Annotated in this window: 21 protein-coding genes; 15 read left to right on the top strand and 6 right to left on the bottom strand. The window is 62.3% G+C overall.

Going from position 1 to position 24,915, the window contains the following annotated elements; translation table 11 throughout:
• Positions 1 to 56: 56 nt before the first annotated feature.
• The 7 genes from EQV97_RS01915 to EQV97_RS01885 all read left to right on the top strand — a co-directional run bounded on the left by EQV97_RS01915 (position 57) and on the right by EQV97_RS01885 (position 8,759).
• The gene (locus tag EQV97_RS01915) at positions 57 to 1,184 is read left to right on the top strand and encodes a PAS domain-containing protein (protein ID WP_122840675.1); all 1,128 of its coding nucleotides are present in this window, start codon (positions 57 to 59) and stop codon (positions 1,182 to 1,184) included.
• Positions 1,181 to 2,608 (top strand): sigma 54-interacting transcriptional regulator, encoded by a 1,428-nt coding sequence (locus EQV97_RS01910; protein WP_201146521.1) that lies wholly within the window; start codon positions 1,181 to 1,183, stop codon positions 2,606 to 2,608. The genes EQV97_RS01915 and EQV97_RS01910 overlap by 4 nt, the downstream gene beginning before the upstream one ends.
• A 233-nt stretch (positions 2,609 to 2,841) precedes the next feature.
• Positions 2,842 to 3,444 carry a dimethylamine monooxygenase subunit DmmA family protein gene (locus tag EQV97_RS01905; RefSeq protein WP_201146520.1) on the top strand — a complete coding sequence of 201 codons (603 nt, stop codon included), beginning with the start codon at positions 2,842 to 2,844 and terminating at the stop codon, positions 3,442 to 3,444.
• Positions 3,441 to 4,409, top strand: coding sequence for a PDR/VanB family oxidoreductase (locus EQV97_RS01900; RefSeq protein WP_240888270.1), 969 nt, complete (start codon positions 3,441 to 3,443; stop codon positions 4,407 to 4,409). The genes EQV97_RS01905 and EQV97_RS01900 overlap by 4 nt, the downstream gene beginning before the upstream one ends.
• Positions 4,410 to 4,427: 18 nt before the next feature.
• A complete protein-coding gene (locus EQV97_RS01895; RefSeq protein WP_122840679.1) occupies positions 4,428 to 5,450 on the top strand; it encodes a DUF3445 domain-containing protein in 1,023 nt (340 codons plus the stop codon).
• A gap of 188 nt (positions 5,451 to 5,638) precedes the next feature.
• Positions 5,639 to 7,177 carry an amino acid permease gene (locus EQV97_RS01890; RefSeq protein WP_240888269.1) on the top strand — a complete coding sequence of 513 codons (1,539 nt, stop codon included), beginning with the start codon at positions 5,639 to 5,641 and terminating at the stop codon, positions 7,175 to 7,177.
• Between the two features lie 157 nt (positions 7,178 to 7,334).
• Positions 7,335 to 8,759: a gamma-aminobutyraldehyde dehydrogenase gene (locus EQV97_RS01885; RefSeq protein WP_240888268.1), complete on the top strand. Its 1,425-nt coding sequence runs from the start codon at positions 7,335 to 7,337 to the stop codon at positions 8,757 to 8,759.
• A gap of 308 nt (positions 8,760 to 9,067) precedes the next feature.
• Here the strand turns inward: EQV97_RS01885 and EQV97_RS01880 are convergent, their stop codons facing one another.
• Positions 9,068 to 9,310, bottom strand: coding sequence for a hypothetical protein (locus EQV97_RS01880; RefSeq protein WP_045057348.1), 243 nt, complete (start codon positions 9,308 to 9,310; stop codon positions 9,068 to 9,070).
• Positions 9,311 to 9,491: 181 nt separating this feature from the next.
• Here EQV97_RS01880 and EQV97_RS01875 point away from each other — a divergent pair, with 181 nt between their 5' ends.
• The 7 genes from EQV97_RS01875 (at position 9,492) to EQV97_RS01845 (ending at position 18,757) form a co-directional block, all read left to right on the top strand.
• A complete protein-coding gene (locus EQV97_RS01875) occupies positions 9,492 to 11,255 on the top strand; it encodes an L-lactate permease (protein WP_122840367.1) in 1,764 nt (587 codons plus the stop codon).
• Positions 11,256 to 11,340: 85 nt separating this feature from the next.
• Positions 11,341 to 12,840 (top strand): glycolate oxidase subunit GlcD, encoded by a 1,500-nt coding sequence (glcD, locus tag EQV97_RS01870; protein WP_045057350.1) that lies wholly within the window; start codon positions 11,341 to 11,343, stop codon positions 12,838 to 12,840.
• Positions 12,840 to 13,904: a glycolate oxidase subunit GlcE gene (gene glcE / locus EQV97_RS01865; protein WP_240888267.1), complete on the top strand. Its 1,065-nt coding sequence runs from the start codon at positions 12,840 to 12,842 to the stop codon at positions 13,902 to 13,904. The genes glcD and glcE overlap by 1 nt, the downstream gene beginning before the upstream one ends.
• Positions 13,905 to 13,907: 3 nt before the next feature.
• Positions 13,908 to 15,149 (top strand): glycolate oxidase subunit GlcF, encoded by a 1,242-nt coding sequence (gene glcF, locus EQV97_RS01860; RefSeq protein ID WP_225571006.1) that lies wholly within the window; start codon positions 13,908 to 13,910, stop codon positions 15,147 to 15,149.
• On the top strand, positions 15,146 to 15,559 hold the full coding sequence (locus EQV97_RS01855; protein WP_122840363.1) for a heme-binding protein: 414 nt from the start codon (positions 15,146 to 15,148) through the stop codon (positions 15,557 to 15,559). Before glcF ends, EQV97_RS01855 begins: the two co-directional genes overlap by 4 nt.
• 49 nt (positions 15,560 to 15,608) lie before the next feature.
• A complete protein-coding gene (yghX, locus tag EQV97_RS01850) occupies positions 15,609 to 16,496 on the top strand; it encodes a YghX family hydrolase (protein ID WP_122840362.1) in 888 nt (295 codons plus the stop codon).
• Between the two features lie 92 nt (positions 16,497 to 16,588).
• Positions 16,589 to 18,757, top strand: coding sequence for a TonB-dependent siderophore receptor (locus EQV97_RS01845; protein WP_240888266.1), 2,169 nt, complete (start codon positions 16,589 to 16,591; stop codon positions 18,755 to 18,757).
• Between the two features lie 157 nt (positions 18,758 to 18,914).
• On the opposite strand, the gene EQV97_RS01840 is transcribed toward EQV97_RS01845, so the two are convergent.
• Both EQV97_RS01840 and EQV97_RS01835 read right to left on the bottom strand, forming a co-directional pair.
• Complete coding sequence (locus EQV97_RS01840; RefSeq protein ID WP_240888265.1) at positions 18,915 to 19,856, bottom strand: aldo/keto reductase; 942 nt, start codon at positions 19,854 to 19,856, stop codon at positions 18,915 to 18,917.
• The gene (locus tag EQV97_RS01835; RefSeq protein ID WP_240888264.1) at positions 19,843 to 21,129 is read right to left on the bottom strand and encodes an MFS transporter; all 1,287 of its coding nucleotides are present in this window, start codon (positions 21,127 to 21,129) and stop codon (positions 19,843 to 19,845) included. The genes EQV97_RS01840 and EQV97_RS01835 overlap by 14 nt, the downstream gene beginning before the upstream one ends.
• A 91-nt stretch (positions 21,130 to 21,220) precedes the next feature.
• Between EQV97_RS01835 and EQV97_RS01830 the strand changes: the two genes are divergently transcribed.
• Complete coding sequence (locus tag EQV97_RS01830) at positions 21,221 to 22,003, top strand: alpha/beta fold hydrolase (protein WP_240888263.1); 783 nt, start codon at positions 21,221 to 21,223, stop codon at positions 22,001 to 22,003.
• Positions 22,004 to 22,074: 71 nt separating this feature from the next.
• Here EQV97_RS01830 and EQV97_RS01825 read toward each other — a convergent pair whose 3' ends face one another.
• The 3 genes from EQV97_RS01825 to EQV97_RS01815 all read right to left on the bottom strand — a co-directional run bounded on the left by EQV97_RS01825 (position 22,075) and on the right by EQV97_RS01815 (position 24,890).
• A complete protein-coding gene (locus EQV97_RS01825; RefSeq protein ID WP_240888262.1) occupies positions 22,075 to 22,542 on the bottom strand; it encodes a cupin domain-containing protein in 468 nt (155 codons plus the stop codon).
• Between the two features lie 147 nt (positions 22,543 to 22,689).
• Positions 22,690 to 23,718, bottom strand: coding sequence for an AbrB family transcriptional regulator (locus tag EQV97_RS01820; RefSeq protein WP_122840356.1), 1,029 nt, complete (start codon positions 23,716 to 23,718; stop codon positions 22,690 to 22,692).
• A 155-nt stretch (positions 23,719 to 23,873) separates the two neighbouring features.
• On the bottom strand, positions 23,874 to 24,890 hold the full coding sequence (locus EQV97_RS01815) for a succinylglutamate desuccinylase/aspartoacylase family protein (protein WP_225570999.1): 1,017 nt from the start codon (positions 24,888 to 24,890) through the stop codon (positions 23,874 to 23,876).
• Positions 24,891 to 24,915: the final 25 nt, after the last annotated feature.

Below are 24,915 nucleotides of genomic sequence, written 5' to 3'. Positions count from 1 at the left end.
TTGGCATGCGATGTGCCCTGCTTTTGAGACCCTCAGCCAACCCGAGCCGATTCGCCATGGATATCCTGAATTTGCTGGCCCACAAGGCGCCGCCCTGCACCAGCACCCTGAGTGCCGACGGGCTGCTCGTGAGCCTGTCCGCCAGTTTGAGCGACCAGTTGGGTTACTCGCCGGAAGACGCTTTGAACCAGCCGATCGAACACCTCTACAGCGTCGAATCGGTTCGCACCCTGCGCGCACTGTTCGCCAACCCGCCTGCGGACGAGCTGGTCCAGAGCCTTGAGCTGACCCTGATCCGCCACAACGGCAGCCTGCTGCACGTGATTGCCAGCGGGTTGCTGCAGTGGCGTGAGGTTCAGCCGGCCTGCCTGCACTTATTGAACATACCGCTGGGCACACTGGGTCATCGCCTGCGGGAAATGCACAACGCCAATGAAGTGATGAGCCAGATGCTGCAGAGCGCCAAGGTGGCCTACTGGTGCATCGAGTTTGCTGAGGCGGTAGACATCAACAACTCGCCCGATGAAATCGTGCGACAGGTCTTCGAGAACGACTCGCACTGGCGCCTGTGCAACCGCGCGATGGCCGACGTCTACGAAATGCCTTCGGATGTCGATTTCAACCAGCAACCGGTCCGGCTCTACTGGCCGCGCAGCCCGGCCAACGAGGAATTTGTGCGGCGCCTGATCGAAGCCGGATTCAGCGTCGACTGCGCCTTGTCCGTGGATCGCCGCCATGACGGATCGCCCGCCTACGTCGAGAACGACGTGCGCGCAACCATCGTCAACGGGCACCTGTTACGCATGTGGGGCAGCATTCGCGATGTCAGCCAGGAACTGCGCATGCAACACGATGCAGAACAACGCATAGATGCGCTGCGCCGAGTATTCGATGCGGTACCGGACGCCGTGCTGGTGATTGACGAACACTTGCAGCCGCAATGGCGCAACGCAGTGTTTGAAGAGACATTCGGCATCACCAACGGCGCGGGTATCGCTCGCCTGTTGCTGGATAACGCACTGCCGGAACGCACCTGGCACCGTCTGCCGCTGCCGGATCTGAGTGGGCGTGCGCCGGACTTCGACGTGCACTGTTCGCGCATCCTGATTCGCGAAGGCGTGGCCTGGCGCGTTGCAGTGTTCCGTCAGCGCCAGGGCGTGCGCACCCAAGAGTTGCACCCATGAAAGACTCGAACCTGCCACCCAGCCTGCAGATGGGCATGCGTTCCTCGGTCAATGTCAGCAGCGAAGTGCTCGGCGCGTTACTGCAGACCCCGGCCCTGCACGCCCTCCTCGACAGCTTCAGCGAGGCGCTCATCGTGACTGACGGCGAAGGCCGCGTACGCTTTCTCAACCTGGCCGCCGAGCGGGTCAATCGACTGTCCAAACAGCAGGCCATCGGGTTATCGGACAGTGAGTTTTTCCAGCGCTCTGCACTCAACTACGACGACCTGCAAGCGGCGCTCCATCGCGGCGGCAATAGCGCCTTGACGCGCTCCCGAGAGGGCCGCGTGCTGCTCAGCAGCACCCATGCGATTCCCACCGGGGCTTATGAAAAGCCTTTTCGCATGCTGACCCAGAAAGATTTTGACGGCAGCCAGCCGCAACGCCGAGCGTCCCTGGGCGCCAGGCCGGTTGAATCCCACGGCCTGCGCGACCCGCAAGATAACGCGCTGCATCTGTCCCCACAGCTCTCAGGCATCGCCGACACTGGCGTGCGCGCCTTCCGTCGACGCGCGCGCCTGTTGCTGTTGGGTGAACCAGGAGTGGGCAAGACTGCGATCGCCCGACACATACACCGAGCTGCGGGCTGGGGCGATCGGCCGTTCATTCATGTCAATTGCGGGAGCATTCCCGAGAGCCTGTTCGAATCGGAGATGTTCGGTTATGAACGCGGGGCCTTTACCGGCGCGCTGGCGGGCGGCAAGCAAGGCTATATCGAAGCGGCTGCCGGCGGGACGCTGTTCCTCGACGAGATCGGCGAGATACCGCTGCACGTCCAGGCCAAGTTGTTGAAATTTCTCGAAGACAGCACCATTCAATCGGTCGGCTCGCCCCTGAGCAAATCGGTGCAGGTGCAGGTCATTGCCGCCACCAACAAGGATTTGCGACACCTGGTCAGCCTGGGCGAGTTCCGTGCCGACCTGTACTACCGCCTGGCCGTGCTGCCGGTGGAAATCCCGCCGTTGCGCCAGCATCGTGATGATTTGCCCTTCCTGATCGACATTCTGCTCAGCCGCATCAATGGAGACCGTGAACCATCCCTGAGCCTCTCAGCGGGCTGTCGCAAGCGGCTGCTGAGCTACGACTACCCGGGCAATATCCGCGAGCTGGTGAACATTTTCGAGCGCCTGGCCGTCCTCGCCGATGATGAAGCACAGGAACATCATCTGCCTGCCGAAATGCTCGAACCGCAGCGCCCTCGGGAATCAGTGGATGCCCGACTGGCCGACGAAGAGGATGCGCAGCAGAACCTCAAGCTGCAGGTCCAGCATTTCGAACGCCAGGTGATCCTCCGGGCGGTGCACCTGTGCGGCAGCAAGCGCAAGGCGGCGGTGCACCTGGGTATCGACATTGGCACGTTGATTCGCAAGTTGCAGCGCGAGTGATTTGAAAACGTAGCAGCGTAGAGGTGCTGTTTCACCTGAAAGCGCTGCGAAAACGCATACATATCCAGTTACTTTTGCCTTCCTCTTTTCTTCGCCAAACAACATATCCCTTTGGATTCATAGACTTATATAACTGGCACGACCTGTGCTCCTGCTATCTGCAACCCACCATCGTTGGGCTTTGCACAAGGCCGGCTTTACCGCCGCGCCGGTAGCCAGGAGGAATAATAAAAATGTTGATCACCGGGATCAAAAGCCGACCGGTCTATGACCGGCTGGAACCGCTGCCAGGCGGTCTGCACCACATCATCGCCGGCCAGGGCAGTGGTGGGCGCGCCATGTTGCGATTACTGGACGAGATGGCCGCATCTGCGGGCCCCATCACCCTGCTGTATTCCCAGGAGTCCTTCTCCGGGCAGGATTTCCTCGGCCAGTTACAGGAGCATCCGCAGCTTCCACTGCACGTGCACTCGTCCAATCAGGCGCTGATCGAAGCACTCAGGACCCTGCTCGGCGAAGCACGCATGGGCACCCGCCTGTACCTCGCCGGCTCGGAAAGCTTTCTCGGCAGCGCCATGCAAGTGGCCACGCATTTCGACCTCAATCGCGACGAAGTGCTACGCGAGCATTCCGGCACCCTGGTACGCCGGGTCTGGTGCGTGCATTGCGACACCTACACCGAGAACGTCACTCAACGGGTCTACGACTGCCCTGGATGCGGCGTGACGCTGGTGGTGCGCGATCATTATTCCCGTCGCCTGGCCGCCTTTCAGGCGGTCAAGGCCGATGCTGAAGTCCCGGGTGAATTGCCCGAAGCCGAGGAGCTCGACACATGAGCCAGAACAACGGCACATTGAATTTGCGCGTAGCCCGCATCGAAGCGGTGACCCCGGAAATCAAGCGCTTCACCCTGGTGTCGCCGACCGGCGCTCACCTGCCCGCGTTTTCCGGTGGCAGCCACGTGGTGGTGCTGATCGCCCACTCGCAGAACACCCTGCGCAACCCCTATTCACTGCTCAGCTCGCCGTACGACACCAGCAGTTATCAGATTGCCGTGCGCCGGGTGGACAACGGTCGTGGCGGCTCGGTCTCGCTGCACGACGATGTCAGCGAAGGGGATGTGATCGAGGTGACGCCACCGGTCAACCTGTTCCCGCTCATCAAGCAGGCGCGGCTGCACATCTTTATCGCGGGCGGCGTCGGCATTACACCGGTCATCTCGCAGCTGGAGGAACTGCGCCTGAGCAAGGTGCCTTTTGAACTGCATTACGCGGTGCGCGGCGAAGCGCATGCACAACTTGGCAAGGAATTGCAGGCCACCTATGGCGAACAGGTGCATCTGTATCGCAAGGGTGTCGACTCGCGCATGGACATCGGTAGGGTCCTGGCCGACCGCCCGCTGGGTAGCCACGTGTACGTCTGCGGCCCGGACAGCATGATCGACGCCACGCTGGCGTGCGCCCGGGAACTGGGCTGGACCGACAGCCATGTGCACTTCGAGCGATTCCTGGAGCAGAGCAGCGGCGGCGAAGCTTTCAGTTTCACCCTCGGCCGTAGCGGCACGACCATCGAGGTCTCTCCCGACCAGACCATGCTCGAAGCAGTAGAAGCCGCTGGCTACAGCATGCCTTACCTGTGTCGTGGCGGCGCCTGTGGCCATTGCGAAACCACCGTACTGGAACTTGATGGCGAGCTGCTCCACAGCGATGACTGGCTGTCGGATGAGGACAAGACCAGCCGCAAGAAAATCATGCCCTGCGTATCCCGCGCCAAATGCAATCGCCTGGTCATCGACCTCTGATCGACGGAAAACATAAAAATGAATATTAAATTCAATCCCGACGAAACCTACCGCGACGACTACACCTTCGCCAACAGCCCGGAAACCATCGCCCGTGCGCCCTTCCCATTCCCTGATGACGACTACATGTACTCGATGAATCTCGAGCCGCATGTCTCGGTAGGCGATGGCGCGTTCCGCGCAGCTTTCGACATCGACGAACATTACATCAGCGAGTGCAAGGACCGGGCGATCACCCTGGATAAAGACCCAGGCATGCACTACGTCTCGGCTCCTCACATGATGGAGGCGCAGTGGGACTTGCTGGAGCTGATCATGGAGTCCTACGCCCGCGATTATCCGCAGTACTTCAGCCTGCAGCGCGAGGGCCGCCAGTGGCACTGGACCAACCGTCTGCTGGACATTGATGACCACTTCACCTTCGGCGATCCGGCCACCCTGCCCTACGAGCCGATGGAATACGTGACCCGCCAGGCCCAGGGCGATTGGGTGTTGCAGGAAGAACGCGACGGCACGCTGTTTTGGGGCGCCGGCATCGCCACCCAACGTGCCGATTACTCACTGCGCTTCAACCTGGGCATGAGCTGGGAGGAATTCCACGGCCCGGTGCCACTGGTCAAGGAAATCGGCATGCTGGACCGTGCCTTGAAGTTCCTGTTGCGCTTGCGTACCGGGCATCCGGTGCGTCGCCTGAACTGGTCACTGACGGTCAACCCGCGCCTGGAAGTCTCCGCCGAAAGCCTGCCGGAATGGGCACCGGACCGCACCATCGTGACGGCACAGAACGCCGGCAAGCTGGTGTACCTGCGCATCGAGTTGCAGCCGCTGCACCGCCTGCCTCGCAGCAACGCGATCGTGTTTCCGATTCGTACTTACCTGCTTAGCCTCGAGGACATCGCTACCAACCCTGCATGGGCGCGGCGCATGCACCGGGTGCTGCGGGACTTGAACCAGCAACTGGTCGATTACAAGGGCTTCAGCCGTTATCGCGATGCAGCGGTGGAATGGCTTTCGCAGTACGACACCGAAGCCAAACCCTGACGCGAGCCCCTGTGGGAGCCCCTGTGGGAGCCCCTGTGGGAGCCCCTGTGGGAGCCAGCCTGCTGGCGATGGCTGCCTTGAAGTCGCCATCGCCAGCAGGCTGGCTCCCACAGGTTCGAGTTATCAAATAATTGGCGGGCCAACCCGCCAGCACCGCAATCCACTGCCATTGATAATGAGGAAATAAAATGAGTGGCTCATCCAACACGCGTGCAAGCTGCAGCGCCGATCAGGACGCGGAACAACTACGCGCCCTCGGCTACAGCTCGGATTTCAATCGGAGCATGAGCCTGTGGGAGAATTTTTCCCTGGGCTTCACTTACCTGTCACCGGTGGTCGGCGTCTACACCCTGTTTGGCCTGTGCCTGGCCGCCGGCGGCCCGCCGATGTTCTGGTCGTACCTGCTGATCGGCGCCGGGCAATTGCTGGTGTGCCTGATCTTCGGTGAAATCGTCTCGCAGTTCCCCATCTCCGGTGGGGTCTATCCATGGGCGCGCCGTCTGGTGGGCAAGCGCTGGGCGTGGATGGTCGGCTGGGTTTACGCCTGGGCGCTGTGTGCAACCATCGCCGGCGTCGCAGTCGGTGCGGGACCTTACCTGGCCATCATGCTGGGTTTCAATCCGGGGCCCGAGGCCAATATCTATATCGCCCTGACGATCATTGCACTGTCGACCGCGCTGAACCTGGTCGGCACCAAGCTGCTGGCGCGGGTGGCGATGTTCGGCTTCCTCTGCGAGCTGGTCGGCGCCATCCTGGTGGGTGGCTACCTGCTGATCTTTGAACGGCACCAGCCGTTCAGCGTGCTGTTCGACACCTTCAATCTCGAAGTCAACGGTTCATACCTGCCAGCGTTCCTTGCGGCATCGCTTGCCGGCCTGTTCCAGTACTACGGCTTCGAGGCCTGCGGCGATGTCGCCGAAGAAACGCCAAACCCTGGCAAGCGCATTCCCAAAGCCATGCGCATGACCATCTACATCGGTGGTGCGGCGGCGATGTTCGCCTGCCTGGCGCTGATCCTGTCGGTGCCTGACATGGCCAAGGTCCTCGCTGGTGAAGACACCGACCCGGTAGCGACCATTCTGGCCAACGCCTTCGGCCCGGTGGGTTCGCGCCTGGTGATGGCGGTGGTGATGGTGTCGTTCATCTCTTGCGTACTGAGCCTGCAAGCGGCCGCCAGCCGCCTGTTGTTTGCCTATGCCCGTGACGAAATGATCATCGGCAGCTCGCTGCTCAAGCGGCTGTCGGGCAACCACGTGCCGTCGTTCGCCCTGTTGATCAGCGGCCTGGTGCCGGCTGGCATCGTCTGCCTCGGCATGTTCATGGCCGATGCGGTGGCGACCATCGTCGGTTTCGCGGCCATTGGTATTTATGTCGCCTTCCAGCTGATCGTCATTGCGGCCCTGATCGCCCGCGCCAAGGGCTGGCGTCCGAACGGGCAGTTCACCCTCGGCGCCTGGGGCCTGTGGGTGAACCTCGCCGCGCTGATCTATGGCGTCTGCGCGATCATCAATATGGTCTGGCCGCGCTCGCCGGATGCGCCGTGGTTCATCAACTATTCGATGATCCTGACCACCCTGGTCGTGATGGGTGCCGGCCTGGTCTACATGTTGCTCGGCAAACCGTACGACAAGGGCACAGCGCCTGCAGGCGATGCATGGAAGTTCTCCAGGCCGCCGGCCAAGGCTGCTGATGTGTCCGCTGCGGCGATCAACAGACCTTCAATTTAACAACACCCCCCCTGTAGGAGCGAGCTTGCTCGCGATGGACCTGAGAGTGCCGCGTGCATTCAGGCAGCCCTCGTCATCGTTGACGTCCATCGCGAGCAAGCTCGCTCCTACAAGGGTCCGGTTTGAAAACAAGAATTGCTTCAGAGAGGACAATGCCATGCAAACCAAACTCCTGATCAACGGCCAGTTGATCGCTGGCGAAGGCCCCGCCCAAGCCGTGTTCAACCCGTCACTGGGCCGAGTCCTGGTGGAGATCAACGAAGCCAGCGAAGCCCAGGTCGATGCTGCCGTGCGGGCCGCCGATGCGGCGTTCGATGGTTGGTCACAGACCCCGCCGAAGGATCGCGCCCTGCTGCTGCTGAAGCTCGCCGACGTCATCGAGGCCCACGGCGAAGAGCTGGCCAAGCTGGAATCGGACAACTGCGGCAAGCCTTACAGCACCGCTCTGAATGACGAAATCCCGGCAATTGCCGACGTGTTTCGCTTCTTCGCCGGCGCCAGTCGCTGCATGAGCGGTTCGGCTGGCGGTGAATACCTGCCCGGCCACACCTCGATGATCCGCCGCGATCCGGTGGGCGTGATCGCCTCGATCGCGCCGTGGAACTACCCGCTGATGATGGTCGCCTGGAAAATCGCGCCGGCCCTCGCCGCCGGTAATACCGTGGTGCTCAAGCCGTCGGAACAAACCCCGCTGACCGCGTTGCGCCTGGCCGAATTGGCGTCGCAAATATTCCCCGCCGGTGTCCTCAACCTGGTGTTCGGGCGCGGTCCAACGGTGGGTAGCCCGCTGGTAACCCACCCGAAAGTGCGCATGGTCTCGCTGACCGGCTCGATCGCCACTGGCTCGAACATCATTTCCAGCACCGCCGACAGCGTCAAGCGCATGCACATGGAACTGGGCGGCAAGGCCCCGGTGATCATCTTCGACGACGCCGACATCGACGCCGCCGTGGAAGGCATTCGCACCTTCGGTTTCTACAACGCCGGCCAGGATTGCACGGCGGCCTGCCGCATCTACGCCCAGGCCGGGATCTACGAGAAGTTCGTCGAGAAGCTCGGCGCCGCAGTCAGCAGCATCAAGTACGGCCTGCAGGACGATCCGGCCACCGAGCTCGGCCCGCTGATCACTGCGCAGCACCGCGACCGCGTGGCCGGGTTCGTCGAACGCGCCGTGGCGCAGTCGCACATCCGCCTGATCACCGGTGGCAAGGCGGTGGACGGCAACGGTTTCTTCTTCGAACCGACGGTGCTGGCGGACGCACAGCAGGATGACGAGATCGTTCGCCGCGAGGTGTTCGGGCCGGTGGTGTCGGTGACCAGGTTTACTGATGAGGCCCAGGTGCTGGGCTGGGCCAACGACTCGGACTACGGCCTGGCGTCGTCAGTGTGGACCGCCGACGTCGGCCGCGCGCATCGGTTGTCGGCGCGCCTGCAATACGGCTGCACCTGGGTCAATACGCACTTCATGCTCGTCAGCGAAATGCCCCATGGCGGCCAGAAATTGTCCGGCTATGGCAAGGACATGTCGATGTATGGGCTGGAGGACTACACCGTGGTGCGGCATGTGATGTTCAAGCACTAAAAAGCATCGCTGGCAAGCCAGCTCCCACAAGGGTTGGGGCGTACCCAACTCTGCGGTCAACCACAAATCCTGTGGGAGCTGGCTTGCCAGCTCCGACAAGGGTTGGGACTTACCCAACTCTGTGGTCAACCACAAATCCTGTGAGAACTGGCTTGCCAGCTCCGACAAGGGTTGGGACTTACTCAACTCTGTGGTCAACCACAAATCCTGTGGGAGCTGGCTTGCCAGCTCCGACAAGGGTTGGGACTTACCCAACTCTGTGGTCAACCACAAATCCTGTGGGAGCTGGCTTGCCAGCGATGGCGCCCTCAAGGCCCCAACGTCCTCTGCCCATTGCCGATCCCCTTCGCAACATCTACCCCCCAATCCAGCGCCGCTTCCATGTCCAGTAAATGCGGGCGTGGATCATGGTCCTCGGAAACCGGTACCCCGTCCGGCCGATAAACGCCGATAAACATCTTCAACGAACCATCGCGCAAAATTTCCGCCTTCACCACAATCGAGCATCCATTCGACAGCGTTTCCTTGTGTTCCAAATGGCGCTCAGTCATCACGGCAATCCTCCGGTCGTCGGGTTCGGGTCAGTACTCATCTTAGCTCACGCCAGCGCACCAAAATGATTCGTCAAAATGCCCGAAAACCCCGGCCTGACAGCGGCGCATTGCCACCTATACTGGAAACCACCGCCCCTTCGGGGTCTGCACGTCCAACAATAAAAAGCAGAGGTGGAACATGGTCTGGCAGCAAATCTACGATCCGTTCAACAACCCGGTCATTTCCACCCTCATGGCAGCCGTGCCAGTGGTGGTGATGCTGGCGGCCCTGGCGTTCTTCCATATCAAGGCGCACCTGGCGGCCCTGCTAGCCCTGGGCTCAGCCCTGATCATCGCGATCTTCGCCTTTGGCATGCCGGCCGACATGGCAGGCTCAGCGGCCCTGTATGGCGCCGCCAACGGTTTGTTGCCGATTGGCTGGATCGTACTCAACATCATTTTCCTGCACCGCCTGACCACCGAAAATGGCTCGTTCAAGGTGCTGCAAGACTCACTGGCGCGGATCACTGACGATCGTCGCCTGCAACTGCTGTTGATCGCCTTCTGTTTTGGCGCCTTTTTTGAAGGCGCCGCAGGTTTCGGCACACCGGTGGCAGTGACCGGGGCGATTCTGATCGGTCTGGGGTTCTCGCCACTGGCCGCGTCCGGCCTGGCGCTGATTGCCAACACCGCGCCCGTGGCGTTTGGCGCACTGGGCACGCCGATCATCACGCTCGCCAAGGTCACGGGCCTGGATGAGATGGAGCTGTCGATGATGGTCGGTCGGCAACTGCCGTTCTTCTCGGTGATCGTGCCGTTCTGGCTGATCTGGGCGTTTGCCGGGTGGCGCAAGATGCTGGAAATCTGGCCGGCGATCCTGGTCGCCGGGGTCAGCTTCGCCGTGCCGCAGTTCCTGGTGTCCAACTACCATGGCCCGATGCTGGTGGACGTGATTGCTGCGCTGATCTCCATGGCCTGTTTGACCGGCTTCCTCCGGGTGTGGAAACCGGCCACCGTACACACCTCCGCAGCCCTTTCCGGTCGCGTCGACAATTCGAAAATTGATGCCGAGCACGATCAAAAACCCGTCGCCAGCGCCGCGTTTGGTACGGATGCCAAGTCCGCCGTGATGCGTGCGTGGATGCCGTGGATCATCCTCACCGTGTTCGTGTTCGCCTGGGGTACCCAGGGTTTCAAGAACATGTTCGATACCCGGCCTGCCATTGATCCTGTGACCCAGTCGGCCAAGCTCGATCCTCAAGGCAAACCGTTGCGCGAGGCCAATCCGATCTTTGCCCCGGTGATCACCTTTGGCACGATCCACCAGCAAATTGAAAAAGTCCCACCAGTAGTACCTGCGCCAAAAACCGAAGAAGCGGTCTACAAGTTCACCTGGCTGACCAGCACCGGCAGCGGCATCCTGCTCGCGGCGATCCTGGGCGGGCTGTTGATGGGCTATTCGATTCCGCAACTGATCAAGCAGTACGTGCGCACCATCTGGGTGGTGCGCTACTCGCTGATCACCATCGTCGCGATGCTCGCCCTGGGTTTCCTCACGCGCTATTCAGGCCTGGACGCAACGATGGGCCTGGCGTTTGCCGCCACGGGGATTTTCTACCCCATGTTCGGCACCCTGCTGGGCTGGCTTGGCGTGGCGCTGACGGGCTCCGACACAGCGTCGAACGTGTTGTTCGGCGGCCTGCAGCGGGTCACTGCCGAACAACTGGGGCTCAGCCCGGTGCTGATGGCCGCTGCCAATAGCTCCGGCGGGGTCATGGGCAAGATGGTCGATGCGCAGTCGATCGTGGTGGCCTCCACTGCCACTCGCTGGTATGGCCATGAAGGAGAAATCCTGCGGTATGTGTTCTTTCACTCGATCGTCCTGGCGATTCTGGTCGGCGGGTTGGTGACGCTGCAGGCGTATGTGGCGCCATTCAGCGATATGGTCGTGGGTGGGCATTAAACGGGATCAGCCGGTTGTTGCGCTTCTGACCTACCCGCCCGGGCTGCTGCCCGGGCGTTCATGAAAGGAGTAGGGTAAAGCGACTATGAACATTCTCTACGATGAACGCGTCGACGGCGTGCTGCCGCAGGTCGATCGGGCTGCCCTGCTACAGGCCCTGCATGCGCGCCTGCCGGACCTGGAAGTGCTGCATCAGCAGGAAGAGCTCAAGCCCTACGAATGCGACGGCCTCTCGGCGTACCGCACCACCCCATTGCTGGTGGTGCTGCCGCGTCACCTGGACGAAGTGCAAGGGGTGCTCAAGCTGTGTCACGAGATGCAGGTTCCGGTAGTCGCCCGGGGTGCGGGCACCGGGCTATCGGGTGGGGCACTGCCGCTGGAGCAAGGCGTACTGCTGGTGATGGCGCGCTTCAACAACATCCTGCACATCGACCCTGCGGCTCGCACGGCACGGGTCCAGCCGGGTGTGCGCAACCTGGCGATCTCCCAGGCCGCGGCACCATTTGGCCTGTACTACGCCCCGGACCCTTCGTCACAGATCGCCTGCTCCATCGGCGGCAATGTCGCGGAAAACGCCGGAGGCGTGCACTGCCTCAAGTACGGCCTGACCGTGCACAACGTGGTCAAGGTCGACATCCTCACGGTGGAGGGCGAGCACCTGAGCCTGGGGTCGAATGCCCTGGACTCACCGGGCTTCGACCTGCTTGCCCTGTTCACCGGGTCTGAAGGCATGCTCGGCGTCATCACCGAAGTGACGGTCAAGCTGCTGCCCAAACCCCAGACCGCCAAGGTGCTGCTGGCCGCTTTTGATTCGGTCGAAAAAGCCGGCCGTGCGGTAGGCGACATCATTGGTGCCGGCATCATCCCCGGGGGCCTGGAAATGATGGACAACCTGGCCATCCGCGCCGCCGAAGACTTCATCCATGCCGGCTACCCGGTGGACGCCGAAGCCATCCTGCTGTGCGAACTCGATGGCGTCGAAGCCGATGTCCACGATGACTGCGACAGGGTCCGCCAAGTGCTCGAACAGGCCGGCGCCACCGAAGTGCGCCAGGCCAGGGACGAAGCCGAACGCGTGCGTTTCTGGGCCGGACGCAAGAACGCCTTTCCGGCGGTCGGGCGACTGTCGCCGGACTACTACTGCATGGACGGCACCATACCGCGTCGGGAATTACCTGGCGTGCTGCAGGCTATCGCCGCCTTGTCTGCCGAATACGGCCTGCGCGTAGCCAACGTGTTCCATGCCGGCGATGGCAACATGCACCCCTTGATTTTGTTCGATGCCAACCAACCGGGGGAGCTCGATCGGGCCGAGGCACTGGGGGGCAGGATTCTCGAGCTGTGCGTGAAAGTCGGCGGCAGCATCACCGGTGAACATGGCGTCGGCCGCGAGAAGATCAACCAGATGTGCGCCCAGTTCAATAGTGATGAACTGACGCTGTTCCATGCCGTCAAGGCAGCGTTCGATCCCGCTGGCCTGCTCAACCCCGGCAAGAACATCCCCACCTTGCACCGCTGCGCAGAATTCGGCGCGCTGCATGTGCACATGGGGCAATTGCCCTTCCCTGAGCTGGAGCGTTTCTGATGCGCCACGAAGACGACTTCGATGACAGCGCCGCACTTCTGGAGCAAGTCAACCAGGCGTTGCAGGGCATTACCCCACTGCGCATCCAGGGCTCCAACAGCAAGGCTTTCCTGGGGCGCATCACTGCAGGAGAAGTGCTCGACACCCGCGCCCATCGGGGCATCGTCAGCTACGATCCGACTGAGTTGGTGATCACTGCACGCTGCGGCACGCCGTTGGTGGAACTGGCTGAAGTGCTGGCTTGCGCGCAGCAGATGCTGCCCTGCGAACCGCCGTCCTTCGGCGAGGGCGCGACGGTCGGCGGCATGATCGCCTGCGGGTTGTCGGGGCCGCGACGGCCCTGGTCGGGCTCAGTTCGCGACTTCGTCCTCGGCACCCGGGTAATCACCGGCCACGGCAAGCATCTGCGCTTCGGCGGCGAAGTGATGAAAAACGTCGCCGGCTACGACCTGTCGCGCCTGATGGCTGGCAGCTACGGCTCCCTGGGGGTAGTGACCGAGGTATCACTCAAGGTGCTGCCCAGGCCTCGGCAATGCCTGAGCATCAGCCTGGAGCTCGACGTTGAACGCGCCCTCGATCGCCTCAGCGAATGGGGCCAGCAGCCATTGCCGATCAGCGCGGCCTGCCACGATGGCACGCGCCTGCACCTGCGCCTGGAAGGCGGCGAAGGCTCGGTGGCCGCGGCCCACGAACGCTTGGGCGGCGAGCTGCTGGACGCCGGGTACTGGGCCGATCTCAACGAACACAGGCTGAGTTTTTTCGATGAGGATCAGCCGCTGTGGCGGCTGTCCGTACCGCACAATACCCCTCGCCTGTCACTGCCGGGGCGACAACTGATCGATTGGGGCGGTGCCCAGCGCTGGCTCAAGACCGATGCTGAAGCCGCGTTCATTCGCCAGGTGGTCAGCGAGGTCGGCGGACACGTGACCTGTTACAGCCATGGATTGATCGACAGCCCTTTCCAGCCATTGCCGGTCGCCCTCATGCGCTACCACCGCAACCTCAAGCAGCAACTCGACCCCCAGGGTATTTTCAACCCCGGTCGCCTGTACGCGGAGCTCTGAGCCATGCAAACCACGTTGAGCGAACAGGCCCGCCAGTTGCCCCGAGCCGAAGAAGCCGAAAGCATTCTGCGCAGCTGTGTGCACTGCGGCTTCTGCAATGCCACCTGCCCCACCTATCAACTGCTCGGCGACGAGCTGGACGGGCCACGCGGACGAATCTACCTGATCAAGCAAGTACTGGAAGGTCACGAGGTCACGCGCAAGACTCAACTGCACCTGGACCGCTGCCTGTCCTGCCGCAACTGCGAAACCACCTGCCCCTCCGGCGTGGATTACCACAACCTGCTGGATATCGGCCGGGCGGTGGTCGATGCAGCGGTCCCGCGCTCGCTGGCACAGCGCCTGTTGCGCGAGGGACTGCGCAACGTCGTGCCCAACCCTGGGCTGTTCAAGAGCCTGGTCAGCAGCGGTCAAGTGTTCCGGGCGCTCCTGCCGGACACGCTGCGCGCCAAACTGCCACGCAGTGCCTGGCCGGCAAAAGCCCGACCGGCCGCGCGCCATGCCCGGCAGGTACTGATGCTCGAAGGCTGCGTGCAGCCTGGCCTGTCGCCTAATACCAATGCCGCCGCCGCGCGTGTGCTGGACCGCCTGGGCATCAGCGTCACCCCGAGCCGCGAAGCCGGGTGCTGCGGCGCGGTGGATTATCATCTCGATGCCCAGGCCGCCGGCCTCGATCGCGCCCGGCGCAACATCGATGCGTGGTGGCCAGGCATCGAGAGTGGCGCCGAGGCAATTGTGCAGACCGCCAGCGGCTGCGGCGCGTTCATCAAGGACTACGGGCACCTGCTGGGCACCGATCCGGCGTATGCCGCCAAGGCACAAAAAGTCAGTGCGCTGGCCAGGGACCTGGTTGAAGTGTTGCGTGACGAACCCCTGGAAACCCTTGGCGTGCAGGCCGAGCAACGCCTGGCGTTCCACTGCCCTTGCACCTTGCAGCACGCGCAGAAGCTCGGGGGGGCGGTCGAGGCGGTGCTGGTACGTCTGGGTTTCAACCTCACCGTCGTGCCGGACAGTCACCTGTGCTGCGGCTCGGCAGGCACTTATTCGGTGACCCAGCCAGTACTGGCCCGACAATTGCGAGACAACAAACTCAATGCCCTGGAAAGCGGGCACCCCGACGTGATTGCTACCGCCAATATCGGCTGCCAAACGCACCTCGACGGCGCCGGTCGCACCTCGGTCAGGCACTGGATCGAACTGGTCGAAGCGGCACTGCCCTCCCCACCTGCTGGAGTATCCCCATGAACAGCAAATTCGTTTTGAGCCAGGTCGAGGTCAGTCAGATCCTCGCCGCTGCGCGCACTGAAGCCCTGGGTAATCAATGGGCGGTGACCATCGCGGTGGTCGATGACGGCGGCCATCCCCTGGCCCTGGAACGCCTTGACGGCGCTGCCGCGATCAGCGCCTACATCGCCACGGAAAAGGCCCGCACTGCGGCGCTGGGTCGGCGCGAGTCCAAAGGTTATGAGGACATGGTCAATGGCGGTCGGCATGCGTTTCTCTCGGCGCCCTTGCTGACGTCCCTGGAGGGTGGCGTACCGATCATCGTCGAGGGCCAGGTGATTGGCGCGGTGGGGGTATCAGGCGTCAAGGCCGAACAGGATGCACAGGTGGCCAAGGCGGGGGCGCAGTGCCTGGGCAACCCGAACGCCTGATCAGGCCAAGCCCCAATGGTGAATCAATCGACGAAGAGGAAACCTGCCGATGCCCCGCCTGACCGCCAAGGACTTCGCTCCGCAACTGCTCGAACTCTACGACTACTACGCCCACGGCAAGATCAACCGACGCGAGTTTCTTGACCGCGCGGCGCTATTCACCTTCGGCGGACTGACCGCTGGCGCCCTGCTTGCGAGCCTGAGCCCCAACTATGCTTTGGCCGAGCAAGTCGCCTTCACCGACCCGGACATTATTGCCGAGTACATCACCTATCCTTCACCCCAGGGCAACGGGCAGGTGCGTGCCTACCTGGTGCGCCCGGCCAAAGCCCCGGGCAAGGTGCCGGGGGTGGTGGTCGTGCATGAGAATCGCGGTCTCAATCCTTATATCGAAGACGTCGCCCGACGCCTTGCCAAGGCGGGGTTCATCGCCCTCGCTCCCGACGGGCTGACCTCCGTGGGTGGCTACCCGGGAAACGATGATAAGGGCCGCGAGTTGCAGGCGACCGTCAACCCGGAAAAGCTCATGAACGACTTCTTCGCAGCTATCGAGTGGCTGATGAAGCTTGACGCCGCCACGGGCAAGGTCGGCATCACCGGCTTCTGTTACGGCGGCGGCGTCGCCAATGCCGCAGCCGTGGCCTATCCGGAACTGGGGGCCGCCGTGTCCTTTTACGGGCGCCAGCCGGAGGCCAAAGACGTGCCGCGAATCAAGGCCCCGGTGATGCTGCACTACGGCGAACTGGACACGCGCATCAATGAAGGTTGGCCGGCGTACGAGCAGGCGCTAAAGTCCGCCAGCAAGACCTACGAGGCCCACATCTATCCCGGCGCCAATCACGGTTTTCACAATGACTCCACGCCCCGCTACGACGAGGCTGCGGCAAACCTGGCGTGGGACAGGACCCTGGGCTGGTTCCAGCGCTATCTGGTGTAAACCCTTGGTGCTGGCATTAACAATCGCCGGCCAGGATACGTCCTCTGTATGATGGCGCGCTTTGAGTGCGGGTCAGACTTCGAGGAGTATGCATGGACAGGTTTTACCGGACAGGACACCAGGGCTTGTCCGCCCTCAATTTACTGACCTTGGGCCTGTTATCGGCCAACAGCGCGCTGGCCGCCGACACCGAGTTGCCGGCGCTCACCGTTACCGGCGAAGACACCTCAGGCTATCAGGCCGACAGCGCATCGGTCGCCGGCTTCGACACGACCACGCTACTCGACACCCCGGCGGCGGTGACGGTCCTCACCGATGCGCTGATCAAGGATCAACAGGCGCGCCTGCTCAGCGAAGTCCTGCGCAATGACGCCTCGGTGGGTCAAGCCTATGCTCCGGTCGGCTATTACGAGAACTTCGTGGTGCGCGGCTACTCGCTCAACTCCGCCAGCAGCTACAGGATCAATGATCGCACCATCACTGGCGAACAGAACGTCGGGCTGGAAAACAAGCAGCAGGTGGAACTGCTCAAGGGCCTGTCGGGCCTGGAAAGCGGCGTGTCGGAGCCCGGTGGGCTGGTCAACTACGTGACCAAGCGGCCGACCGAAGTGCGCCAGGTCACGGTCTCGACCGATGACCGCGGCAGCGGCTACCTGGCGACCGATATCGGCGGGTTCTTCGGCAGCGAACAGCAGTTCGGCCTGCGCGCCAACCTGGCCCATGAAGATATCCATTCCTACGTTGAACATGCCAACGGTCAGCGGGATTTTGCCTCCCTGGCCTTTGACTGGAACATCAGCCCCGATGCGCTGCTGCAACTGGACGCCGAGTACCAGAGCCGGGAACAGCGTTCGGCGCCCGGCTACCAACTGCTGGGTGGCACCCGACTGCCGCACCATGCCTCGCCGAAAAAACTGCTGGCCCACCAGAGCGGCTCCAACCCGGTCAGCACCGATGCGCTGAACCTCAACGGCAAGTTCGAGTACCGCTTCAGTGATGCATGGAAAACCGACATCAGCGCTTCGCGCAGCCGGGTGGTGATCGACGACTACAGTTCGTTCGCCTGGGGTTGCTACGGTGCCGCCAGCTGCGCCGACGTCGCAGTGCCGAATTACTTCAGCCCGGAGGGCGACTACGATATCTACGACTTCCGCAGCCCCGACGATACCCGTCGCAACGACGAACTGCAGGCAACCCTCAGCGGGCGTTTCGACACGGCGGGCCTGGGTCACGAACTGACCTTGGGCACCAGTGCGTTCCGCCGGGTGGTGGACAAGCGCGACCCGATCAACGTGATGATCGGCAGCGCTAATATTAACAGCGAGCCTGCAGACTTCGCGCGTTATGACGGCCCGCTCAATGACTCCCAACGGCGTCTGGACAGCCGCCAGTACGGGTTGTTTTTCAATGACCGGATCAGCTTCAACGAGCACTGGCAAACCGTATTGGGCGGGCGCGCGGTGCGTCTGGACGAAGAAACCTTTGACAGCCAGGGCGAAACTACTCGCCATACCCGCCGTTACGAGTTCCTGCCCCAGGCTGCACTGATCTACAAGCCGGTGCAGAACCTGTCGCTGTACACCCGCTATAGCAAAGGCCTGTCCCTGGGCGGCGAGGCGGCGTGGTTTACCACCAACGCCTTCGAAATCCTCGCGCCAACCGTGTCCCGGCAGATCGAGGCCGGGGTCAAGTATGACTGGCAGCGCATCAGCCTGGGCGCGGCGCTGTTTCAGATTCGCCAGGCGTATCAGTATTCGCGCCCCAACGACGACGGTACCTTCACTTTCGCGCAACAGGGCGAACAGAAGAACACCGGCCTGGAGCTGTCCGCCAATGGCTGGGCGACCCAACGCCTGCAGATCAGTGCCAGTGTCGCGGCGATTCGTTCGCGGGTCAGCGGCACGGGAACGGCGGCTTATGAGGGCCACCAGACGATCAATGTGCCGACCTTGCGCGCCAGCCTTTCCGGCGAGTATGCATTGCCCTGGATAGACGGCCTGGCATTGCTCGGTGGCGTGCAGTACAGCGCCAGCAAATACGCGAGCCAGGTCGGCGAAGTGGAAACGGGCGCCTACGCGATCTTCAATGCCGGCAGCCGATTCAGCACGCGTATTGATGGTTACGAGACGGTCTTTCGCCTGAGCGTCGACAACCTGTTCGACAAGCGCTACTGGCGCGATGCCGGAGAATACATGGGCGATGACTACGTATTCCAGGGCGCGCCGCTGACGGCGCGCTTGAGTGCTTCTGTCAATTTCTGACGGCTGCCGATATCACCTGTAGGGGCCAGCTTGCTGGCGATGGGCGTTAACGATAACGCGGGGTGCCTGACAGCCTGCGGCGTACTCAGGTTTTTTCGCGAGCGAGCTCGCTCCTACAAGATGGTAAACGTTAACGGGTGAGCCGAATTGGAGCTCCTCAGTTCACCAGGTCAATCAGCTGTTCACGCTGCGCCCCGGTCAGCATCGGGCCGAATCCGGCCGCCGCATTATCGGCCATGTAACGCGGATTGCCGGTGCCTGGGATCACACAGGTCACCGCCGAATGCGACAGCAGAAATTTCAGCGCCAATTGCGGCCAGCTATTGACCTGTACCTGCGAGGCCCAGCCCGGCAGGGGCTTGCCCTTCAGGCGGGCAATCAGGCCACCGCCGCCAAACGGCCGGTTGCAGATCACTGCCACGCCACGTTCCCGGCATAGCGGCAGAATGCGCTTCTCGACTGCGCGATCATCCAGGGCGTAATTGATTTGCAGGAAGTCGAGTTGTTCAGCCTTGAGCACCGCCTCCACCTCGTCATAGGCCAACGCGGTGTAATGGGTGATCCCGATGTAGCGGATGCGCCCTTGCTCTTTCCATTCGCGCAACGTCGGCAGATGGGTTTTCCAGTCCAGCAGGTTGTGGATCTGCATCAGGTCGATCCGGTCGGTTTGCAGCAGCTGGAATGATTGCTCCATCTGCGCAATGCCTTCTTCGCGGCCACGGGTCCATACTTTGGTCGCCAGGAAAGCCGGCGAGCGCGGTTCGTGGATCGACAGCAACTCACCGGTGGTCTGCTCGGCGCGCCCGTACATCGGCGAGCTGTCGACCAGCGTCCCGCCTTTCTCGAACAGCGCATCAAGCACGGCCGGCAGTTGCTTGTAGGCCGGGTCCCCAGGGGCGACATCGAAGCCGCGATAAGTGCCCAACCCAACGACGGGCAGCGGCTCGGCGCTGGAAGGAATGCCTCGGGTCTGCATGTTCTTGCCTCCTGTGACGATCGGCGGCGCTTGCGCCCCGGCTGGGTCGAACGTGAAGACCGCCGAGACACCGGCAGCCAGCGTGAGTAGTCGGCGACGGGTAATTCCATCAGTGTGGCTCATGATGTTGCTCCTCCATTCGGGTGCTGGCCGCCCGTTGTTCCTGCCGCCTCGCCAGCCAGAAACACAACCCTGCCCATACGCCCGCAACCGGAAAAATCGCCAGGGCCACCAGGCCAAATCCTGCGCCCACTGCCGTCAGCCCTGCAGACAGCCAGCCACTGGCGGCATCGCCGCCGCGATAGACCAGGGTTTCGACCACGTTCTTGGCCTTGTACTTCTCTTCGCGGCTGACCACCGTCCACAGCACCTCTCGCGCCGGCCGAACGAAGGCAAATTCCACCGCCCGACGCAGCCCTTGCGCCAGGGCAACGGCGGCAGGTACCGGCGCCATGGCCATCGCCGAGAAGGCCACGACGCTCGCCAAGGGCAACATCACCAGCGCCCCGCCCACGCCGACCCAGCGGATCAACGGCGCGGTCAACAGCAGCTGGAATAACAGGGTCAGCACCGACACCAGCAAATCAACCAGGGCAAAAAATTGAGTGCGGCTTGCCACATCAGCGTAGCTGCCTGCGACGATCCGGCCTTGTTCAAAGTACAAAAGGGTCGCGGCGCTGGTGTGCAGCAGCATGAACGCCACCAGCCCGAGCAAATAGCGCGAGCGCAGGATCAGCGTGATGCCGGCCAGCATGCTGCCGCCCAATCTTTGGTCATCCGGCGAGCGGTTGTCGCTACGCGCCACCGTGCACCTGAGCAAGGCCCGGTAACAACGCACGGCGATCTCGAGCAGCACCGCCGCCGCCAGCGTCAGGGCCATCGGGCCCAGGCGCACGGCCATGGTCGCGGCCAGCAGCGGCCCGATAAAGGTGCCCAAGGTGCCACCGGCCGCAATAAAACCGAACAACCGCCGCCCCTGATCACTGGAAAACCGGTCGACCAGCACGCTCCAGAAGATCGTGACGATAAACAGGTTGTAAATGCTGATCCAGACAAAAAACACCTGCCCGACGGTCACCGGCGCAACGTGATTGGCGATCAGCAGCCCGAACACCAGCATCGACAGCGCAATCAGCCGATAGATCAAAGGCACGAAACGCGTTGCCGGCAGCCGGGACACCAGCGCACCGTAGAGCGGTACCATCAGCAACATCACCACGAAGGTGGCGCTGAACAGCCACTGCAATTGGTCCGCACCACCCTCCAGGCCAAGGGCATCGCGCAGGGGGCGGACCAGGTAATAGCTGGCGAGCACACAAAAATGGAAGGCAAAACCCAGCATCAGCGCGGTTCTTTCCGCAGGCAGAATATTCAGCGATTTCAGCGCGATGGGCATCGCTTCCCTCCCGGACCGGCGCGCTACGGGGCCGATCGACTACACTGCGACAGCGATCAAGTGATCGCCGTTTTCCACCCTTGAGTCGTCAATGCCGCTCCCTAACGTTAGTCGAATGTCGCGCATCCTGATGATCATCGCAGGCATCGTCATCGCGCTGTACCTGGTGCTCTGTATGGCGCTGTGGGTATTCCAGCGCGCCCTCATTTATTACCCGCAGCCTCGATCCGTGGCGAGTGCGCTGTTGACGCTGCCCCGTTCCGACGCGCAGGTGCTGGTCTCGGTGCGCGAGCACGAGGGCCCCAAGGCGTTGATCTATTTCGGTGGCAACGCCGAGGACGTGTCGCGCAACCTGCCCTCGTTTTCAGCGGCCTTTTCCGATCACGCGCTGTATTTTCTGCACTACCGAGGGTTTGGCGGCAGCTCTGGCTCGCCGACCGAGGAAGCGATTCAGCGCGACGCACTGGGGTTGTTCGACGAGGTGTACGCCCGGCACCCGCAGGTGACACTGGTGGGCCGTAGCCTGGGCTCCGGGGTCGCGGTGCGCCTGGCCAGCCAGCGCCCGGCATCGCGCCTGGTGCTGATCACGCCCTATAACAGCCTGGAAGAACTCGCTGCGCGGCAGTTTCCGATCTTCCCGGTGCGATGGCTGTTACAGGATCGTTTTGAGTCCTGGCGATATGCCCGGGAGATCAGCGTGCCGACCCTGCTGATGGCGGCAGAGCACGACGAAGTGATCCCGCGCTCGAGCACCCAGCGGCTGTTCGAGCATTTCGCTCCGGGGGTGGCCGTGCTCAGGGTGATACCGGGGGTGGGGCATAATTCGATTTCCGCCAGTGCGGATTACCTGAGGCTGCTGCGGGAGGCTTTGTGAGGTTGAGTGTTGCGCTCCTGAGGCGAACATGCTGAATAATTCCAGCATGCTCGCCTTCTTGAGCGCATCACCTATTGAGCAACAATCTTCACTAACGGCGCCCCCTTCTTGACGATGTAGGTCGCCAGTTCCGAGCTGGTAGTCGCACTTGTATTCTTCGCAACATGCGCCACCCCTGCCGGGATATAGAGCGAATCCCCCGCCTTGAGTGTCACTGCAGGCTGCCCTTCAAGCTGATACTCGAACGTGCCCTCCAGTACATGGGCCACCTCAACCCCCGGGTGGGAATGTTTGGGCGAGACCACGCCCGGTTCGAAATCCACGCGCACCTGCAGCACTTCCTGTCCCGCAACGTCCATGTCCCGGTGCAGCAGATCGGTGCGGTGCAGGCCGGTCTGCCAGCTCTTGGTCGCCGGCGCATCCTGAGTGGACGACTTGACCTCCTGGGCCTGGGCCAGGCCCGTGACAGCAGCCAATGTGGTCGCGGCAATGGCCAGGCCGAGTGCGCCAGCGGTTTTACGAACATTTAACAGGAACATCGCGATTCTCCAGTGGTAGTACCGCAGATGCGGTGTGCCCCATTCAAACGCCGCCATGTATCAGCCAAGTGTCCAAGCCACCCTGGATATGTATGCGCAAGTGGCTGCAGGCACACCTGATACGCAGGGATACAAACCAGTGACACGTCAGCCCCGGTCGGCACTCTCGCGCCAGCGCCGCGCCTGGATCAGCAACGCGGGGGAAAAATGCAGCACAACCATCCGCACCAGATGGTGGGACAGAATGAACACGACATTCAGCCCGCCACTGAACGCGACGATCGAAATGGTCTCGATCGCGCCCGGCATGTACGCCAGCCACAGCGTCAGCGGGTCACTGCCCAGCGTCTGCCACGCCACTACAGCGAAGCCTGCCGCCACCAGCAGCATCAGCCCCACCGACATCAATCCGCAGCGGCCGTGGCGCAACAGTTCCCTGAGGCTGATGTCGCGGAACTTCGAACCGATCAACGTACCCAGCAGCACCGAGGCAACATCAATGCTCCACGGCGGCATCTGGAAACCCGGGAGATAACCCGACCTGACGTAGACGCCGGTCAGGACAATGGCCGTCAACATGAATGGCGCCGGTACTCCAAAGCGCAGGAGCACGCGCCCCAGCGCCAGGCACAGGGCAATCAGCGAGAGCAGGATCAACAGCGTGCTCACCAGCCAGGGACTGCTGTCGGGAGTGCTCACTGCGGTTTGCCCGGTCACGCAAAAGCTTACCAGCAGGGTGATGAACAGCAATCGCACCAGGTGCACCACGATCACCTTGCTCGAGGCCCGCTCCGACTCCAGTAAATCGAACACCGCCGCGAGCGCGCCCGGGTAGACTGCCAGCAGCGAATCCTTCAGGTTCCAGCCGCAGCCCCTGCACAACCACACCCCGGCCACGACGATCTGTGCCACCAGGCATAACAGCAACAGACCCAGGCTGGGCAACAAAGCAGCGGCTGTGCTGCTGTCCCAGGCCTGGAACATCAGCCCGGTGGCGATTCCCAAGGAGACTTGCACGTAACCCAGGCCAAAGCGCAGCCTGGGCGCGAAGCCTGACTTTGCAGCAATGATGGCGGTGGCGAGGATCGAGCCGAGCAACAAGCCGTGGGGCACACCGACCGACTGCAGCAGGGCACCGACAGTGGTTGCGATCAGCAAACACACAAGCGTTCTCATGAATTGTCCTTAATTCCAGTGCTGATTTTTTGGATCCAATCCTCCTCTGCTCAGACTTTTTCCCACTGAACCTTGTGCAGCGTCAAGTTATAATCGCCGATTGCAAAAACGCCGCTCGTTGTCGAGCGGCGGTTTTATCCCGCGCCCGCCAGTGGTCAGTTAGGGTCGAGCAGGCCCCCGTGCCAGTGGCGAGAAACACGCGTGCCCGTGAATTTCGCCACCACCATGCCCTGGCCAATCAGTCGATCGCGGTAACGGGTGACCATCCGCCCCGCCTGCTCGGCGAACAACACCACTTCGCTGGAGGGATCACCGGGCCGGCGCAGGATCCGGGCAAAACGCTGGCCCTCCGCAACAGGGTCTCCCAGCTGTTTTTCGAAGATCAAGACCCCGGGCGTCGGTGCAAGGACGGTCTCCATCTGGCCCATTTCCAGGGTTTGCACCGGCCAATCCTCCGGGCCTAGCGCCTCATCAATGGCTCCGCAGCGGCACAGCCAGGCGTAAAGTCCCTGGGCATCCTGTTCGGCCAGTTGGTCGCCGACATCGCCCTGCCCGCGCAACTCCAGGGTTGCCGCCATATTGCGGTCACTGAGCCCTCTGCGCAGCCAGGGCGCAATAATGGTTTCCTCAAACGAACCATCGCCGCCATCGTCCCAGATGATCGCCACGTCCATCTTCATCGCTGCCGCCAGTTCGCGGCCTTGGGGGGCAAAGCTGCGGTGGACATAGAGGTACGGCAGTGCCTCGTCATCGGTGTGCAGATCGAGCATCACATCGGCATCGGCGGCCAGTTGCACCAGGGCTTTCTGCCATTCCTGGACATTGGTGGACGGGTGTTGCTGCGCCGCCGACTGGTCAAAACCACGATTGAAATTGTGCCCTGTGGCGTCATGAAAACGCCCCAGCAGGCGGCCTTGGCGGAACTGGCCAATACCCAGGGGATTGGCCTGGGGCACAACCGTCACCTGACTCCTGAGCCGCCCCTGGGCTTGGGCAACCTGCAGGCGTTGCATCAACAGGTGCAGTACCAGCATCCCGGCAATTTCGTCAGCGTGCACCCCGGCTTGCAGGTGCACCTTGGGGCCGCTGCCATCACCCTGGTAACGCCAGGCCCCCACTTGCAACGGGTCGCCATTGTTGCTGCGAACATTCAACGAAATATCCTGCACCATCCGTTTGTCCTCCCGTCATGACCAC

The sequence above is a fragment of the Pseudomonas sp. TMW22090 genome (assembly GCF_022496665.1).
In the GTDB taxonomy this organism is placed as follows: Bacteria; Pseudomonadota; Gammaproteobacteria; order Pseudomonadales; family Pseudomonadaceae; genus Aquipseudomonas; species Aquipseudomonas gregormendelii.
This window is presented reverse-complemented; position numbering and strand designations above follow the sequence as displayed.